15 protein-coding genes are annotated in these 17,024 nt (G+C 71.7%); 8 read left to right on the top strand and 7 right to left on the bottom strand.

Annotation, left to right across the window (positions count from 1 at the left end; all coding sequences use genetic code 11):
* Positions 1-381: 381 nt before the first annotated feature.
* Positions 382-1,113, bottom strand: coding sequence for a DUF7873 family protein (locus FDA94_RS00265; RefSeq protein WP_137244983.1), 732 nt, complete (start codon positions 1,111-1,113; stop codon positions 382-384).
* Positions 1,114-1,506: 393 nt separating this feature from the next.
* Between FDA94_RS00265 and FDA94_RS00260 the strand changes: the two genes are divergently transcribed.
* From FDA94_RS00260 to FDA94_RS00250, 3 genes are all read left to right on the top strand, one after another.
* Positions 1,507-2,526, top strand: coding sequence for a nucleotidyltransferase family protein (locus tag FDA94_RS00260; RefSeq protein ID WP_170990708.1), 1,020 nt, complete (start codon positions 1,507-1,509; stop codon positions 2,524-2,526).
* Positions 2,527-2,726: 200 nt separating this feature from the next.
* A complete protein-coding gene (locus FDA94_RS00255) occupies positions 2,727-3,791 on the top strand; it encodes a hypothetical protein (RefSeq protein ID WP_137244981.1) in 1,065 nt (354 codons plus the stop codon).
* A 13-nt stretch (positions 3,792-3,804) separates the two neighbouring features.
* A complete protein-coding gene (locus tag FDA94_RS00250) occupies positions 3,805-7,113 on the top strand; it encodes a hypothetical protein (protein ID WP_137244980.1) in 3,309 nt (1,102 codons plus the stop codon).
* A gap of 152 nt (positions 7,114-7,265) precedes the next feature.
* Here the strand turns inward: FDA94_RS00250 and FDA94_RS00245 are convergent, their stop codons facing one another.
* Positions 7,266-8,087, bottom strand: a complete 822-nt coding sequence (locus tag FDA94_RS00245) for an alpha/beta fold hydrolase (protein ID WP_137244979.1) — start codon at positions 8,085-8,087, stop codon at positions 7,266-7,268.
* Between the two features lie 32 nt (positions 8,088-8,119).
* A complete protein-coding gene (locus FDA94_RS00240) occupies positions 8,120-8,518 on the bottom strand; it encodes a MarR family transcriptional regulator (protein WP_212735080.1) in 399 nt (132 codons plus the stop codon).
* 79 nt (positions 8,519-8,597) lie between these two features.
* Between FDA94_RS00240 and FDA94_RS00235 the strand changes: the two genes are divergently transcribed.
* Positions 8,598-9,272, top strand: a complete 675-nt coding sequence (locus FDA94_RS00235) for an NAD(P)-dependent oxidoreductase (RefSeq protein WP_137244977.1) — start codon at positions 8,598-8,600, stop codon at positions 9,270-9,272.
* Positions 9,273-9,326: 54 nt separating this feature from the next.
* Positions 9,327-10,646, top strand: coding sequence for a PP2C family protein-serine/threonine phosphatase (locus FDA94_RS00230; protein ID WP_137244976.1), 1,320 nt, complete (start codon positions 9,327-9,329; stop codon positions 10,644-10,646).
* 7 nt (positions 10,647-10,653) lie between these two features.
* Here the strand turns inward: FDA94_RS00230 and FDA94_RS00225 are convergent, their stop codons facing one another.
* From FDA94_RS00225 to FDA94_RS00215, 3 genes are read right to left on the bottom strand one after another with little or no spacing between them, the layout of a single operon-like run.
* The gene (locus tag FDA94_RS00225; RefSeq protein ID WP_137244975.1) at positions 10,654-11,790 is read right to left on the bottom strand and encodes an NAD(P)/FAD-dependent oxidoreductase; all 1,137 of its coding nucleotides are present in this window, start codon (positions 11,788-11,790) and stop codon (positions 10,654-10,656) included.
* A 41-nt stretch (positions 11,791-11,831) separates the two neighbouring features.
* The gene (gene sigJ, locus FDA94_RS00220; RefSeq protein ID WP_137244974.1) at positions 11,832-12,701 is read right to left on the bottom strand and encodes an RNA polymerase sigma factor SigJ; all 870 of its coding nucleotides are present in this window, start codon (positions 12,699-12,701) and stop codon (positions 11,832-11,834) included.
* Positions 12,702-12,724: 23 nt separating this feature from the next.
* Complete coding sequence (locus FDA94_RS00215) at positions 12,725-13,495, bottom strand: TetR/AcrR family transcriptional regulator (RefSeq protein ID WP_137244973.1); 771 nt, start codon at positions 13,493-13,495, stop codon at positions 12,725-12,727.
* A gap of 58 nt (positions 13,496-13,553) precedes the next feature.
* On the opposite strand from FDA94_RS00215, the gene FDA94_RS00210 reads away from it, so the two are divergent.
* Together FDA94_RS00210 and FDA94_RS00205 are read left to right on the top strand one after the other, a co-directional pair.
* Positions 13,554-14,480, top strand: a complete 927-nt coding sequence (locus FDA94_RS00210) for an ATP-binding cassette domain-containing protein (protein WP_137244972.1) — start codon at positions 13,554-13,556, stop codon at positions 14,478-14,480.
* Complete coding sequence (locus FDA94_RS00205; protein ID WP_137244971.1) at positions 14,477-15,265, top strand: ABC transporter permease; 789 nt, start codon at positions 14,477-14,479, stop codon at positions 15,263-15,265. The genes FDA94_RS00210 and FDA94_RS00205 overlap by 4 nt, the downstream gene beginning before the upstream one ends.
* A gap of 13 nt (positions 15,266-15,278) precedes the next feature.
* On the opposite strand, the gene FDA94_RS00200 is transcribed toward FDA94_RS00205, so the two are convergent.
* Positions 15,279-15,986 (bottom strand): alpha/beta fold hydrolase, encoded by a 708-nt coding sequence (locus FDA94_RS00200; protein WP_137244970.1) that lies wholly within the window; start codon positions 15,984-15,986, stop codon positions 15,279-15,281.
* 82 nt (positions 15,987-16,068) lie between these two features.
* Here FDA94_RS00200 and FDA94_RS00195 point away from each other — a divergent pair, with 82 nt between their 5' ends.
* A complete protein-coding gene (locus FDA94_RS00195; protein WP_137244969.1) occupies positions 16,069-17,019 on the top strand; it encodes a helix-turn-helix transcriptional regulator in 951 nt (316 codons plus the stop codon).
* The last annotated feature ends 5 nt before the right edge of the window (positions 17,020-17,024 follow it).

The following is a 17,024-nucleotide window of genomic DNA, read 5'->3' as shown; positions in this document are numbered from 1 at the left end:
CGGTGGCCCCCAGGAAATACCCTGAATCCCGGGGGCCGTTACGCCGCCACATCGCGGCACCGGAGCCTTTGAAGGCCACGGATCACGGTCATGTCGTCCGCTCTTCCGTTGAGCTACGGGCGCAGGGAGAGCACCCGGTGGGATTCGAACCCCCAACCTGACGACTTTCGTCCGTGGCCGGTCGCTCCGGTGACCGGCGGCAATGCTGAGTCTGGAGCGAGAGTCTGAATTTGAACGGCTGCCTCTACCGGTTGGGCTACCCCCGCGTGGGTGCAGGGGGCAGGGGTCGAACCTGCGCTGTCACCGTCGTTCAGTCTGATTGCCTCAGTTTCAGCTTGCGCTCATCGCGCTCCCCGTCCTTGCGGGCGGGGGTCTTTGGGGTCACCCGAGCAGGTAACCGAACAGCGCCGCACCGATCCTCTGGTCGGTGATCTCGGTGCCGTTGGCCTCCTCGCGGGCGAACTTCACCGCCTCCTGCAGCTTGGTCAGCCGGGCCAGCAGTTCGTTGACGCGCCGCTGGGGCAGCGCGCCGGAGAAGGCGACGCGCGTCCAGTAGCCGACGACGACGTCCTCGGTGAACACCTGCACCTGGGCGGGGTGCTTCTCGGTCGCCTCGGCGAGCACGTGGTTGCGCGGCACCTTCTTGGTCCGGGTGGTGCGGACCGGCTCGGTGCGCCAGGTGTCGGTGTTGCCGTCGAGCGACCAGGTCTCCGACGGGTCGAGGGTGGGCAGCCGGGAGATGAGGCCGTACAGGTCGGTGAGCTGCTTCTCCAGGAACAGCAGGTAGGTCACCGGCACGTCGCGCACCAGCGTCGTGCCGTCGACGACGACGTCGGCCTTGGCGGCGCAGTTGGCGACGTCCTTGGTCGCGGTCACGTCGAACAGCCGGGTCAGGGTGACCGTGACGTCGCGCAGCACCTGCTCGGCCTGCACCTGCACGCGCGTCGACTCGGGCGGCAGCTGCTCGCCCTCGTCGTCGATGGGCTGGTAGGTGCGGGAGATGCCGGACAGCAGCGGCGCCTTCTGGATCAGGGTGCCGGCCTCCGTCACCTTGCGCTGGACGTCGGCCTTGACGCCCTTCTCGACGGCCAGGATCTGGTTGAGCTTGGTCACGATCATGACCGTAGCGGCTGCCGCGATCGGACTTCACCTGATTTGTTCCACTCGGACCAGAACCTTTTCCCGGGAGTCGGCGCCCGTGAGCGTCGACCAGGCGCGGACCTCGCCGGTAGTCGCCACGTTCAGGCGCGTTGGCAGAATATTCCCACAAAAGAGGGAAAACGCCTGAGCTGCCCCTGTTATTCTGGCCGACTCACTCCTGAGGTAGTGAGCGCAGGTGAACCAACCTGCCCATTCTTCCGAGCCGTGTGAATTCGACCTGGTCCGAGGACCATTGCCACGCTCGGAATGGATGTATCCGGAGAGAAAGTGACACTGAAATCCAGGGATGGCCACATTTCGCCTGTTCGTCCCTTGCTCGCGGGCGATGTCCTAGCGGAGCGCCGAGTGGCCGGTTTCGGCTGGCTTATGCAGAATGGCGAGGCCGCATCGACCCACCTCGACGACCGGCTGTTGGTCGAGGGCGATGAGCACCTTCCCGGACCTCCGAACCGGCCGGTGCCGCAAACCGCGGACGGCGCCCGCCCGCTGGCCGCCATGCCCCCGGCCGACCTCCCCGCCCACCACGTACACGCGGCGGAGTCGGTCAACCCGGCGATTCCCGTGCGGGCAGGCGCACTGCTGGACCTGCGGGGCGCGCCGTGGCGCCCGCTGATCCGGCCGCTGCTGGCGGCCGTGCACGCCACCGGTCATCGGCTGTGGCTGGCGGGCGGGGCGGCTCGCGACCTGGTGGCGAACGTGCCACTGTCCGAAGTCAACGACCTCGATCTGTCGGGCACCGTACCGGCGGGCCGGTTCAGCGACATCACCCGTCAGACGTTGCGCGCCTTGGGCATGTCGGAATGGCAGACGACCATCAACCCGTCCTCCCTGGTGTGCTCGGTTCTCCCGCCGAAATCGAGTACACGGCTCATCGAGTATCGCGGGTTGTCGAAAGGAGGCTTCAAATTCCCCGCCGTCGGCAGCCGGCTCTCGGAGGACGCCCGATATCGGGACTTCGCCTTCAACGCGCTGCTGTACGACGCTCTTGACCACCAGATCATGGACCCGAGCGGTACCGGTCTCGACGATTTGCTGGGGAAAGAGCGGCGCTTCACCCCGCTGAATGTCAGCGACGATCCTGCCACCCAGGCGATGGTCATCGTGCGGGCGGCCAAGTTCGCCCTGCGCTGGCGCGAGGAGGATCCGTCGGGCGTCGTCGCGTTCGACCTGGAACCGCTGAAGGCCCGTATCGCCGCGTTGCCGCCGACGTTGTGCCGCACGCTCAGCGGCTCCGAATGGAGGGGCCTGCGGAACGCCTATCGGCGAAGCGTCCGGGCGACCGCGCGGCAGCAACGTGAGTTCGCGGCGATGCTGCCGCAACCCGGCCGCGAACTGCTCGACACCCTGATCGGAAACACCCGATGAGCTCTCCGCACCGCCCGCTCAGCGCCTGGACCGCCACCCTGTCACCAGGCACCGGGCACTTGGGCCCGGTCAACGACGGGGATCACCGCTCTGACTCCCGGGGACTGGACCACTTCGCCGACGGATGGCGCCGCATCGCGCTGCCATGGGGCTCAGCCGGACACGTGCTGGGGTTGGCCCACGGCGACGGGACGACCGTGGTGGAACTGGACGACTTCGGCCGGCCGATCATCGCGAGCCGTCAGGCGGTCGAGGTGATAGCCCGCATCGAGCAGCGGTGGCCGGTGATCGACGGCGGCACGGCCGACCTGTTCGCAGAGCTGAGCGGCGAGTCGCTGCCCTTGCGCTACTGGCTGCTGGAACGGCTCGACGCCGAGGCCCGTCCGCCCGACGAGGTATTCGCCATCCTGCCCTGGGACCTGCTCGATCGCGCGGTCGAAGCGGTCGCGGCCGGCCTGGCACCGGGCGGTACGCTCGGGGAGCCGGTGGAGGTCCGGCACTGGCTGACACCGGCCGTGCTCGGACTCACCGGTCCTGTCGAGCAACTCGACCACGGGCTGCGCACCGGCGATCGGCTGATCGCCAGGTTCGGCGCGAACGCGCTGCTGGCCGCCCTCTGCGACGTTCCGCTGTCCCGCGTCCCCGCGCGTTCCCGCGTCGGCCTCAGCCGGCTCGTGTCCCTCATGGAGGGCGTCGATCCCTTGTACCGGCACGCCTGCCGAGTGGCCGCCGCGCGCCTGGCCGACCGATCGGAGGCCGGGCGGATACGTACCGAACTGCACTCCAGCCTGGAGGCCGCGGCGGGCACCGACGAGGTGCGCGAGCACATCCAGATCCTTGGCGATGACGTCCAGCGCGTCCAGCTCGTCGAGACACAGGCCGGCTGGGTGCGCGTGACGGCTCAGCTCGTGCGGACGCACGCGGGCGACGGCCCGCTGGCCGAGCGGGTGGGGTGCTTCCTCCCAGTCCGGATCACGCCGCACGACGGCGGTCCCATACGGCGACTGTGGATCGCGCTGTCCGATGAGGACGACCATCTCGAGGGAACGATCACGGTTTCGCTCCCGCAGGGGCGATCCGCGTTCGAAGCCGACGGGGCGCCGGTGGGCGCGCAGGATTTGAACGACGCCGACCCGGCGGAAGTGCTGGCATCCCTGTACGCGGGTACGGCCACGACAGCGCTGGCCTGGCTGGATGTGGCGGAACAGCTGGTGGAGGCCCATCCCATCCGCGTCGCCGCGCGGGCGTTCGAAGAATCCTCCTGAGCGGGGCGGCCACGTGGACAAGGACGTGCTGGATGTCTCCAGCCTGCTCGGGGACCCGTTCAGCCGCGAGGAGGCGCGTCGGGTCGGCCATCAGCTGATCGACAGCCGGCAGCGGTATCTTGCGATCGTCCGGCGCTGTGTCGCCACCGGTGACGTCCGCGCTCTCGAGGCGCTCTCCGCCGGTCAGTGCGCGGGTCACAAGATCCTGCACGAGATCGCGACGCCGCTGACCAGGTTCCGCGACCTGACCGAGGAGCCGTTCAAGCCCAACGAGGTGGCCCCGGTTCCCGCCGCCCGGGCTCTGGCGGCGCTCGGGCTGGCGATGGTCTCCCCGCCGGAGCGGGCGCTGGTCCAGCACCGGATATTCCGCCGCTGGATCGAGCGTTGCGGGCTGGAAGTGCCCGGCGAGCCGGTCGGTGAGGTGCCGGCCGTCATCCGCACGCCGCATGTGCCGACGATGCGGCGTCTCGCGGACGCGGGACGGCTTGACCTGCTGTCGCTCGTCTGGATGGCGGCTCTCGACGGGTGGACATACCCCGACCCGCCGAAGGCGGTGCGGCGCGGGCCCAGCGTCCAAGTGCTGCTCGATCGCGGCTCACAGGGACAGCTCGCCGTGCTCAGCCTGTCGTGGGCGCCGGGGCTGCCCAGCGGGTTCGTGCCCGATCCGGTGACGATGATGCTGACCTCGGCGGACGCCGCGTTCCAAGCCTCGCTGGCCGTCGCGTGGAAGACCGCCGGAGGTTCCGCGAGCGGCGCCGTTCTGTGGTCGCTGGAGGACAAGACCGGACCGGTCATGAGGGTGGTGGACGAGTCGTTGAGTCTCGGGTTCACGGTCCTGCTCGATGAGCGACGCAGGCTGTGCAGACCCGTGCTGGGCCCGATGACCGTGCGCAGATTGCGCCCGCGCACCGCGATCGTCGGCCGGATAGATCCCGCCGCGCCGCACGAGGCGTCCTCGGTGTCCGGATACGCCGCGAAACTGAGCGTCGTCCACGAGGACATGCGGATCGTGCTGCCCCACGCCGACCGCCGTGCGGCGGTCGAGGCGAACCACAAGTACGGCGACAACGCGGATCTCATTCCAGTCAGAACCTGGAGGCAGGCCGCCAAGAAGGCGCGGGCCATCGACCGCAGGCGGCTGCTCACCATCATGGTGATCGCACTGTTCTTCGTCGCCGGTGGCGGTCTCAGCCTGTACAGCGCCTCCGTGTCCCGCCACACCGCAGCGGCCGTGGCGGCTACGGCCGACGCCGCAGCACGCACCCTCCTGGAGCGTTCGACGGACGGCCCGTGGGAACGGCTGAACCTTGACGTGCGCGCCTACCGCACCCAGGACGGGCTCGAAGCCCGGACGAGAATACGCGCGTGGGCCCGTCAACTGCGGCTCGCGCAGATCGTGGTGCCGACCAGCCGGGGCGTGGTCAACCGCGACGGCTCCGCCGCGGTCATGCCGGACCCCGACGACGCCGGACGCATGCTCGTCTGGGATTTCACCGCCCACGCACGGGTGCCGTTCGCCATCCCGGTTGAAGGTGCGGGCTCTGCGAAGGCGGTCTGGCTCGGCCGGGATCTGGTCGCCGTCTCTCGCCCATCGGGCAAGACGGCACTGTGGAATGTGCGGACTCGGCGGCTCCTGCGTCAGTTCGAAGGCGGAGCAGACGAACTCGTCAGCGATCCGACAGGCCGCTGGCTGGGCTACAGAACGGCGGACGCGGACGCGTTCCACGTCGTCGACCTCCGCACCGACAAGGTACGGGCCGTCGGCCTGCCCGGCGACGCCGTGGTCAGCGGAATGCTGACCACCGGTGAACTGGTCGTGGCTCAGCCGGGCAAGGCGATGGCTCTGTCGAGCACCGGTTCGCGTCCACTGGACAGCCGGGCCAACCTGGCACAAGTGACCGACGTGGGCCGCGGGCAGGCCGTCGTCGAGAGCTGCGAGAAAGGCAGGTACGAGCTGTTCGGCCTGGAGAGCGCGACCGTGCTCGCCACCCGCGAATCGCCCGAGAAGGTGTGTGCCCCCACGGTGATCACCCCGGACGACCGGCACACCGTCACCATGGAGCAGTTCTCCATGCCGAGAGGGCGGTACGAACCGGAATCGTACGTCGTCCTGGCGGCCGGTTCGGAACGGGAGCGTCGCGTCGAAGTCCCGGTCGGGCTGCGGCTGATCCGCTCCACCGTCGAGGGATCCGCCTACCGGCTGGTCCTGCAGGGCACCGACATGCTCCTGGTCCTGCGCGTGCCGCCGCCTGACGCGATGGAGAACGCCCTGATCCGGGCGCAGTACGCGATCGTGACCCCCGACGGGCGCCACCTCGTGCTCCGGTATGCCGACGACCGCATCGAGAGCTGGGACCTCGCCACCCGCAAAGTGCTGGGAACCGCGCCGGAGGGGTCGGCGGAGTTCAGCCAGGCCGGAGCCACGGGCAGTCTGGTGGTCTCCCCGGACGGCCTCTTGCTGGTCACGGTCTTTCACAACAGACCCGCGAAACTGTGGCGGCTGCCGGATCTGCGTCCTCTGGGTCTGCTTCCACTCCCCGCCGCGTCCGAAGCCTTCCTCCGAGCCAACGCTCCGGAGGAGTTCAGCGCGACGGTGGGCTTCGTGACCGGTGAACTGGTGCGGGTGAGTTACGGCGACGGAATCAGCACCTGGAATGTCACCGCGATGAGAAAGGTCACCGAGGCCCGGATCTCCCTCCCCGAGGCGGACGCACCCACGTATTGGCAGATCGTGCTGCCCGAACTCGGCCAGGTCATCGGCGTGCGCGGGCACAAGGTCCAGCGCAACCGGCTCTCGGACGGATCGCTCGTCCCGGGCTCGGCGTTCACCATGGGCGACACACCCAGCCGGGACTTCCAGGACTTTCCCCCCGTGATCGACCCCGGCGGTTCCCTCATCGCGACCTATCACAAAGACGCGATCGAGATCTGGGACCTCTTCGAGCATCAGCGGGTGGGCCGGCTGCAGATGGCCGACTACACCGTGGTCGTGAACATCCGGTTCGGGGACGGCGCCGGAGAGGTCGAGTTCGCGGTCAAGGACTACCGCAGCAAGAACTCGGCCGGCATCCTCACGCAACGCTGGCACAGCGATCCCGGCCTCATCGACCGATGGGTACTCGGGAAGACGGGTGTCGAACACACCGCGGACAGCACCGTCCCCGGCGTCTTCGCCTGGCCGGGCTCTGACGGCGCGCTGGAGCCGGCGACGTCCCGGGCGTGGCTCGAACGGATCTGCCAGGCCTTGCCTGACGTGACATACAGCGATGAGCTGGGATTGCCCGACGCCTCCTGGCACGGCCCCCCATGTGCCAGGAGGTGACCGCCGGCGAGCCGCGTTGTGCCGACCCCGCGCCGCTCTGACGATCGACATGCGCGCCAGACGTCGACGGATCACTGACCAGGCGGCGCTGCCGCTCCTGGTCGCGCCCGCGCACGCCGGCCCGGTGTGACGGGCCGGCGTGCGCGGCCGGGTCAGCCCAGGAACTCGGCGACGGTCCCGGTCTGGCCGGTGATCAGGTGGCCGACGCCGGGCAGCAGCCGGACGTCGGCCTTCGAGACGTTGGCGCGCACCCGCCGCGCCGTCTCCGGCCCGTTGATGAGCGCGTCGCGGTCGCCCGCGATGACCAGCATCGGCATCGTCAGGGCGGCGAGCTCGGCGTCGGTGTAGATCCGCAGCTCGGTGCGGCGCGGTTTGAAGTCGCGGTTGATCCGGTCGTGGAACTCCCCGAACCATCCGGTGCCGCTCAGGTCGGCGCCGAGGATGAGTTTCTGCGACCGCCTGCGCTGGCCGAGGGCCAGCAGGAGCACGGCCGCCAGCAGGATGCCGCGCCGGACCTTGCCGATGCCGCCGGGGCAGATCAGCGCGAGCCGCTCGACGCGCCGGGGGTCGCGGACCGCCAGGCCGGTCGCGATCCAGCCGCCCAGCGACAGCCCGACGACGGTGGCCGACTCGATGCCGAGCCCGGTCATGACCTCGCCGAGCCAGCCCGGGTAGTCGTCGATCGGCGGGCGGTTGGGGGCCGACAGGCCGGGCTCGCCGGGGATGTCGATGGCGTAGACGCGGTGGTGCTCCGACCAGGCGGCGATGTCGCCGAACCAGGTGAGGGAGTTGGCCATCGCGCCGTGGACCAGGATCACGGGCGGCGCGTTGGGCGGGCCGGAGGCCAGGGCGAAGGTGTCGCCGAGCGTGGTCGCGACGGTCAGCCGCTCGGCCGGGACGGGCCAGGTGCCCAGCAGTTCCCGGTAGCGGTCCAGGAGGGCGCGCCCGGCGTCGGGGGAAGTGAAGATGTCCATGTATGCACCCTATCACTCCCTTTTATAGGGAGTCATAGGGAATCTTTCGCCGTGGTAGCGGCATCGGTGACCTGGGTGATGAAGCCGAGGAGGAGGGCGCGCTCCTCGGGGGAGTAGCCGGCGCAGATGTCGTCGAGGGCGCGGGTCATGCCGGCGTACAGAGAGACGATCTCGGGGACCCGGTCGGGGAGCGGGCGGATGAGCACCGCGCGGCGGTCGTGCGGATCGCGTTCGCGGGCGATCCAGCCGCCCTTCTCCAGCCGGTCGAGCACGCCGGTCGTCGTCGCCGGGTGGAGGCCGGTCACCTTGGCCAGCGCCGAGGGCGTCATGGGGGCGTGCCGGGAGATCAGGTAGAGGCAGTCACGGTCGACCGGGCGCAGGTCGAGCCGCCCGCCCACCTGCTGGTTGAGCAGCGACACCTGGGCGGTCAACGCGCGGAGCGCATCCTGGATAGAAGATACTGAAACCATATAATACGACTCTCATACTATTCGCGTTTCGGAGGAATCGGTGAAGATCACGATATTCGGCGCCACCGGCGGCGTGGGCAGCGAATGCCTGAGACTGGCCATGGAGGCGGGCCACGAGGTCACCGTGGTCGTGCGCGACGCCGCCCGCCTGTCGCTCGACCCCCACCACGTCATGGTCGCCGACCTGCGCATCGCCCCCGACACCAAGGAGCTCATCCTGGCCTGCGAGGGCGCCGACGCGGTGCTGTCGTGCGTCGGCCCGCGCTCGCCCAAGCACGACCGCGGCGTCGTGACGGCCGCGACCCGCGTGATCGTGGCGGCCATGCACGCCGCCCACGCCCGCCGGATCATCATCGTCAGCGCCGCCCCCGTCTCGACCATCCCCACCCCGGCCAACCCCGACGCCCCCAGACACGACCCGGGCGAGGGCCCGTTCGCCCGCCATGTGCTGACCCCGATCGTCAAAAGGGCCATGCCCTCGGTGTACGCCGACCTGTCGGCCGCCGAAGACGTGCTGCGTGAGAGCGGCCTGGACTGGACGGCCGTCCGTCCGCCCCGCCTGACCGACAAGCCCGGCACCGGCCGCTACCGCACCGCCCCCGACCGCAACCTGCGCGGCGGCCTGTCGATCCCGCGCGCCGACGTGGCCGCCGCCATGCTGGCGATGGCCGGCCAGCCCTCGACCATCGGCCACGCCATGGGCGTGGCAACCTGATCCCCGTTCCGGGTAGGGGAGAGTAGGGCAAGGAGCACACCCGGGAGGTCGGCCATGACACGGGATGGACAAGACCGCCTCACCCAGGCCCAGGCCGCGCTGTCACGGGCCGAGCTGCTGCTGCGGACCGCCGACGAACTGGCCGCCACCACCAGCCTGGTGGACATCCGCCGGCGCGTCCGCAACCTGGTGGTGAGCGATCTGGAGCCGGTGTACGTCAGCCTCGTGCTGGCCGAGGGCCGGCGGCTGCGCCGGGTCATCGACGACGAGATCCCCCGTACGGTCGAGACCTCGGCCCGGCAGTACGACGTCGACCCCCACGGCCCGACCTCCGAGGCGTTCCGGCGCGAGCGGATGATCGAGCTCACCGATCCGGTCGCCCTCCGCGACGGCTACGGCGACGCGGCCCTGGCCGCCTTCACCGACCTGGGGCTGAAGTCGGCGGTGTGCGTGCCGCTGCCGGGGGTGACGGGCCCGGTCGGGGTGCTGGTGCTCGGCTGGGACCGGGCCCATTTGCTCGACATCGAGGAACGCGCGGTCCTGATGGCGGTGGCCGGTTACACCGCCCGCGCGGTCGAGCGCGCCCAGCTGCTCGCCCAGCGGGTGACCGTCGCCCACCAGCTGCAGCAGGCGATGCTGACCGACCTGCCGCAGGTGGCCGGCCTGGAGATCGCCGCGCTCTACCGCCCGGCGATGACGGCCGACCTGGTCGGCGGCGACTGGTACGACGCCTACTTCCTGCATCTGCCGGGCGGCGCCGGGCACCGGCCGCTGGCGATCACGGTGGGTGACATCACCGGCCACGACATGCAGGCCGCGACGCTGATGGGCCAGGTGCGCAGCATGCTGCGCCAGGCCGACATCGACCACCTCGGGCGGGGGCCGGCCACCTCGGTCACGGCGCTGGAGCGCGCCTGCCGGCTGGTGCTCCCGCAGGCGACCGGCAGCCTCGTCCACGGCCATCTGACTCCCGGGCCGACCGGCTGGGAGCTGACCTGGACCAACGCCGGGCACCCGCCGCCGATCCTGGTCCACCCGGGCGGCCGGGTCGAGGAGCTCACCGCGCACGACATGATGTTCTTCCCGACCCTGGAATCCCACGAGGCCCGCGGGCGCCGCACCGAGTCGTCCCGGCCGCTGACGCCCGGCACGCTGCTGGTGATGTTCACCGACGGCCTGATCGAGTCGCCGGGCGTCGACCTCGACGCCGCGACCGCGCGCCTGCTCGCCGCCCTGTCGGCGCGGGCCGACCTGCAGTCCGACAGGGCGCTGCCCGGGCTGCTGGAGGAGCTGGCCGAGGAGATGGCGGGGGCCGCCGGGAACGTCGACGACATCGTCATGCTGGCGGTCCGCGTCCCGGCCGGCCGGGGGTGAGGGCCGGTCAGCGCTGCCGGGCGGCCAGCAGGCTCACGCCGGGGTGGCGCAGGTTGTAGCGGCCCGTGGTGCGCAGGACGGCCTTCTTGATCAACGCCACCGGGCGGCCGGTAAGCGTCCTCCCGCGGGGAGTGCCGTCCAGGCCGGTGGGCTGGAAGATCCCGTCCCGCGCGCCCAGCCCGATGCACAGGGCGTCGGCTTCGACGCGCAGGGGTTCGGGGTCGCGTCCGGCCAGGCGGGCGGTGATCGCGTGGAAGGCGCACGCGCCCGCCAGGCCGCCGGGTCCGCAGCCCATGCGCAGCACGTGGCCGTCGCGGGTGAGGGCGGCCGCGGCGTCGCCGATGCCGTAGACCTCGGGGTGCGAGCGGGAGCGCAGGGTCGCGTCGACGAGCATGCGGCCGTGCTCGTCGACGGCGAGTCCCGCCTGGGCGGCCAGGCCGGAGACCCGGAAGCCGGCGGTCCAGGCCACCGCGTCGGCGGCCAGGTGGCGGCCGCCCTCCAGCAGCACGCCGTTCGCGTCGACCTTGGCGACGGTGGCGTTCTCCCACACCTGGACGCCGAGGCGGTCCAGGGCGCGGCGCAGGTGGTCGCGGCCGCGTTCGGACAGTTCCCGGCCCAGCGCCCCGCCGGTGATCAGGCGGACGGTGTGGCCGGGGTGGGTCTCGGCCAGTTCGGCGGCGGTCTCCAGGCCGGTCGGCCCGGCGCCGACCACGGCGACCGTGCCCGCGGCGCCCATCCGGTCGCGCAGGCGTTCGGCCTGCTCGACGCCGGCCACCGCGCAGGCGTGTTCGGCGGCGCCGGGGACGGCGTCCAGGTCGGCGTGGCTGCCCAGGGCGTACACGAGCAGGTCGTAGGTGAGCGGTTCGCCGCCGCCGGCCAGGTCGATCCGTCTGTCGGTGGTGTCGAGGCGGGTGACCCGGTCGACGACCAGCCGGACGCCGCTTCCCCTGAGCAGGTCGCGCAGCGGGAGGTGGCGTACCGTGTGGCCGGCGGCGACCTGGTGGTTGCGCATGCGTTCCACGAAGCGGTCGCGGTCGTTGACGAGCGTGACCTGCGCGGCGGTGCGCCGGGCGAGCAGGTGGGCGATCGTGAGGCCGGTGTATCCGGCCCCGAGGACGGCGATGCGGGGTGAGGTTGTCGTCATGCGCGATGAACGGGATGCGGGTCCGGTTCGTGACAGTGCGGTCAGATTTTCTGCTTCGCGACGTAGGCGAGCTTGTCGGGGTTGGCGACGGCGCGGATGGTGACGACGCGGTCGTGGTCGAACTCGACGACGGTGACGCCGGCCAGCCGGTCGTCGAGGTAGAACGCCAGGGCCGGCTGGCCGTTGACCGTCTCCGGTTCGAAGCCGATGCGGGAGGCGTACCGGGTGAGGGCGAGCAGGTGGCGCACGACCTGCTCGCGTCCGGTCACCGGGCCGCGCGTGGCCGGCGCCTTGCCGCCGCCGTCGGCCCAGGCGACGACGTCGTCGGCCAGCATCCGCTCCAGCGCGGCCACGTCGCCGGCCAGGGTGGCGGCCATGAAGCGGCGCAGCAGCACCTCACCCTGCTCGGGCGAGGGGGTGAAGCGCGTGCGCTCCTCGGCGACGTGCCGCTGGGCGCGGCGGTAGAGCTGCCGTGCGTGCGGCTCGGTGACCCCAAGGATCTCGGCGATCTCGCGGTGGCTGTGGCCGAAGGCCTCCCGCAGCACGAAGACCGCGCGTTCGGGCGGGGTGAGCCGCTCCAGCAGCACCAGCATCCCCATCGACAGCAGTTCCCGCTGCGTCACCGCCTCCAGCGGGTCGTGCGGGCCGCCGGTGAGGATGGGCTCGGGCAGCCAGGTGCCGACGTAGCGCTCGCGCCGCGCCCGCGCGGAGGTGAGCCGGTCGAGGCACAGGTGGGTGACCACCGTGGTCAGCCAGGCCTCCGGGGAGACCGCGGTGTCGCAGCGCTCCCAGCGCAGGTAGGCGTCCTGGACGACGTCTTCGGCCGCGGACGCCTCGCCGAGCAGCCGGTAGGCGACCCCGAACAGGCGGCGGCGGTTGGCTTCGAACCGCGCCAGCCGTTCTGGGGTCATGCGGGCCAGCGTAACCGCCGCCCCTATCGCCCCTCGATGAGGACGGCGATGCCGTCGAGCAGGCGGGCCAGCCCGAACTCGAAGGCGACCTCCGGGTTGCTCGCGGCGTTGTAGGCCTCGCCGCTGGCGGTGCCGACCCGGCCGGCGAGCGGGTAGGCGGAGAAGTCGCCGGCGGCGGCGAGGAACGGCTCGTGGGCGCGCCACCATTCCTCGTCGGTCATGCCGGTCTCCTGGGCGGCGCGGGCCGACTCGACCACGCCGCGGGCGGCGCCGTGCACGTAGGCGCCGACCAGGGCCAGGACGTTGTCCATCTCCAGGTCGGTCAGGCCGATGCCGTCGAGGGCCGACAGTTCGTGCTCGTACTTGCCCAGGGTGCCGGGGCCGAGCGGGGGGCGGCCGGCGGCGACCTGCAGGATCCACGGGTGGCGGCGGTAGAGGGCCAGGTTGTCGCGGGCGATGCGCTCGACCCGGGCCCGCCAGCCGTGGGGGACCTGCGCGTCGGTGAAGGTCTCCTTGAAGACGGTGTCGAGCATGACGTCGATCAGTTCGGCCTTGCCGGGGACGTGGGTGTAGAGCGACATCGTGCCCACGCCCAGGTGGTCGGCGACCTTGCGCATGGACAGGGCGCCCAGGCCCTCGGCGTCGGCGACCTCGATCGCGGCGGCGATGACCCGGTCGGCGGTCAGTTCGGGGCGGCCCTTGCGGGGGGCGCGCTCGCGGGCGCGGGACGGGTCGCGCCACAGCAGCGCCAGCGTGCGCGCGGGGTCGCCTCGTCCGATGTATTCGGTCGTCATGATGCCGCTCAGCGTACTCGGGACGCTTAACCGTATGCTGTACGGTACGCTGTACGGCATGACGTACACGATAGAGGCGCACGGGCTCGTCAAGCGCTACGGCGCGCGGGCCGCCCTCGACGGGTTCGACCTGACCGTCCCGCACGGGACGGTCCACGGCCTGCTCGGGCCCAACGGGGCGGGCAAGACCACGGCGGTCCGGGTGCTGACCACGCTGCTGCGCCCCGACGAGGGCACCGCGTCGGTGGCCGGGTTCGACGTGGCCCGCGACGGCGCCGAGGTCCGCCGCCACATCGGCCTGGTCGGCCAGCACGCCGCCCTCGACGAGGTCCTGTCGGGGCGGGCCAACCTGGAGATGTTCGGCCGCCTGTCCCACCTTCGCCCCAAGGCCGCCGCCCGCCGGGCCGGGGAGCTGCTCGACCGGTTCGGCCTGGCCGACACCGGCCGCAAGCCGGTCAAGGCCTACTCCGGCGGCATGCGCCGCCGCCTGGACCTGGCGGCCGGGCTGATCCTGTCGCCGCCGGTGCTGTTCCTCGACGAGCCCACCACGGGCCTGGACCCGCGCGGCCGGGCCGAGGTGTGGGCGGCCGTCCGCGCCCTGGTCGCCGACGGGACCACGGTCCTGCTGACCACCCAGTACCTGGAGGAGGCCGACCAGCTCGCCCACCGGATCAGCGTCGTCGACCGGGGCCGCCAGGTCGCCGAGGGCACCCCGGAGGAGCTGAAGAAGACCGTCGGCGGCGACCGGGTGGAGATCGTCGTGCACGACCCGGCGGACCTCCCGGCCGCCGCGGCCCTGCTCGGCCCCGACGCCGAGACCGACCCCGACACCCGGCGCGTCAGCGCGCCGGCCCCCGACCGCATGGCGACGCTGACGGCGGTCGTCCACGACCTGCGGGCGCACGGGATCGCCGCCGACGACGTCGCGATCCGCAGACCCACCCTCGACGAGGTCTTCCTGCACCTCACCAGGAGCGCCGCGTGAACCGACTGACCTGGGCCCTCGCCGACGGCTGGACCGTGACCCGGCGGGAGTTCACCCACTGGAGCGCCAATCCCGGCCAGCTGATCGCCGGCCTGCTGTTCCCCGTCATGGTGCTGCTGCTGTTCGCCTACCTGCTGGGCGGCGGCATCGAGGTCCCCGGCGGGGACTACCGGGAGTTCCTGATGCCCGGCATGTTCGCGATGACGATGGTCTTCGGGCTGGAGGGCACCTTCACCGCCATCGGCAACGACGTCACCAAGGGCGTCACCGACCGGTTCCGGTCGTTGCCGATGGCCTCCTCGGCCGTGGTGTCGGGCCGGGCTGCGGCCGACATGCTCACCACGGTCCTGTCGCTGGCCGTGCTGATCGTCTGCGGGCTGGCCATCGGCTGGAGCGCCGACAACGGCCCGGGGAACGCGCTGGCGGCCGTGGGGCTGCTGCTGTGGCTGCGCTTCGCGCTGCTGTGGATGGGCATCTGGCTCGGCCTGAAGATCCGCAACCCGGAGGCGGTGATGGCCCTGCAGATCCTGGTGTGGCCGATCGGCTTCCTGTCCAACGCCCTCACCTCGCCGGCCACGATGCCGGGCTGGCTGGGCGCGATCGCCGACTGGAACCCGCTGTCGTCGACGGCGGCGGCGGCCCGGGAGCTGTTCGGCAACCCCGGCTGGCCCAACGACTCCTGGGCGGCCGCGCACGCTCTCGAACTGGCGCTGGCCTGGCCGCTGCTCATCACGGCGGTCTTCGCGCCGCTGTCGGTGCGGGCCTACCGGAACCTGTCCCGCTAGGCCGGTGGTCAGGTCAGAGCAGGGCGGCCAGTTCGGCCGGGCGGGAGAGCATCGGCCAGTGGCCGGTGGGGAGTTCCTCGAAGGTCCATTCGGGGCCCGCGAGGGGCGCGAACAGCGGGTCGCCCGAGTCGATCATGCGGCGGACGGCCGCGAGGGGCATCGTGGAGGCGATCATGGTCTTGGGGGTCGCCGGGACCGGTTCCGGCCGCCGGACGGACTGGGTCACCGTGCCCCAGGGTTGCGGGGTGGCCTTGGCCCGGATCAGCGCCACGTGCTCCTCGGTCAGGCCCGCGAACTGCCCGTCGCCCTGCTCGAACCGCGGCACGTCGAGGGCGGACCCGTCGCCGGCCTGGGCGCGCCAGGCCTTCTGGGTGTCCGGGTCGTTGAAGTCGATCACGGCCAGGCCCGACGGCAGGGGCGCGGTGTCGACGTAGACGACCCGGCTGAGCCGTTCGGGATGGCGGTCGGCCACCGCGGTGACCGGGAGGCCGGCGCCGCTGTGGCCGACCAGGACCACCTCCTCCAGGCCCCGCATCGCCGCGAGGATGTCGGCCACATGGGTCTCGACACCGACCTGGGCCGACAGCTCGCCGGCGCGCTCGGCCAGCCCCGCCAGCGTCACCGGCCGCACCTCGTGCCCGGCCTGTCGCAGTTCCCGCGCCACGTCCTCCCACACCCAGGCGCCGAGCCAGAAGCCGGGGACCAGTACATAGTTCGCCATCGTCAGCGTCCTTCCGTTCAAGTGACGGGCCGACACTAAGCTCGATACCGGACAGGATCCGCCCGGATTGAGAGAGAGACCTGTGTCACACCCGACCACCCGCGTACTGGCGATGCTGGAGATCCTCCAGACCCATCACCGGCTCGGCGGCCGGGACCTCGCCGACCGGCTCGGCGTCGACGAGCGGACCGTCCGGCGGTACGCGGCCCGGCTGGCCGATCTCGGGATCCCGGTGGTCGCCGAGCGCGGCAGGAACGGCGGTTACCGGCTGCTGCCCGGCTACAAGCTGCCGCCCTTGATGCTCACCGACGACGAAGCCGCGGCCTCCGTCCTGGGACTGCGCGCCGCGCGGCGCCTGGGCCTGGCGGCGGGGGCAGCCGACGCGGCCCTGGCCAAGATCCTCCGGGTCCTGCCGGTGCGGCTGCGCGATGAGGTCGGGGCGCTGGAGGAGACCCTCGACTTCACTCTCGCCGCGCGGCCCGGCGTGACTCCGGCGAGCCGGGCGGTGCTCACGCTCGCCGCCGCGATCCGCGACCGCCGCCGCCTCACCCTCCGCTACCGCTCATGGAAGGGCGAGGACACCGAACGCGACCTGGACGGTCACGGCCTGGTCTTCCATTCCGGACGCTGGTACGTCACCGGGCACGACCATCGTTCCGGCCAGCTGCGCACCTTCCGCGTCGACCGGATCGCCTCGGTCACGGCGGGCGAGGAGACCTACGACATCCCCGAGGACGCCGATCCGGTCCGGCATGTCATCTCCTCACTGGCCCGCGTCCCCTACGCGCACACGGTGGAGGTCGTCCTGCACGTTCCGCTCGCCGAAGCCGCGCGCCGGATCCCGCCGTCGGTCGCCGCGCTCACCGCGACTCTGGACGGGACCCTGATGACCATGCGCGCCGAATCCCTCGACGGGGCCGCCACGATGCTGGCGGGCCTGGGTCACCCCTTCACCGTCGTCTCTCCGCCCGAACTGCGCGCCTGCGTCCGCCGTCTCGCCGAGTCACTTCTCGAGCAGGTCTCGCTAGGCTGACCGGC

It is taken from the genome of Herbidospora galbida (assembly GCF_005233835.1).
Taxonomy (GTDB): domain Bacteria; phylum Actinomycetota; class Actinomycetes; order Streptosporangiales; family Streptosporangiaceae; genus Herbidospora; species Herbidospora galbida.
Note: the sequence above shows the minus strand (reverse complement) of the source record. Positions and strands in the feature narration are given on the sequence as shown.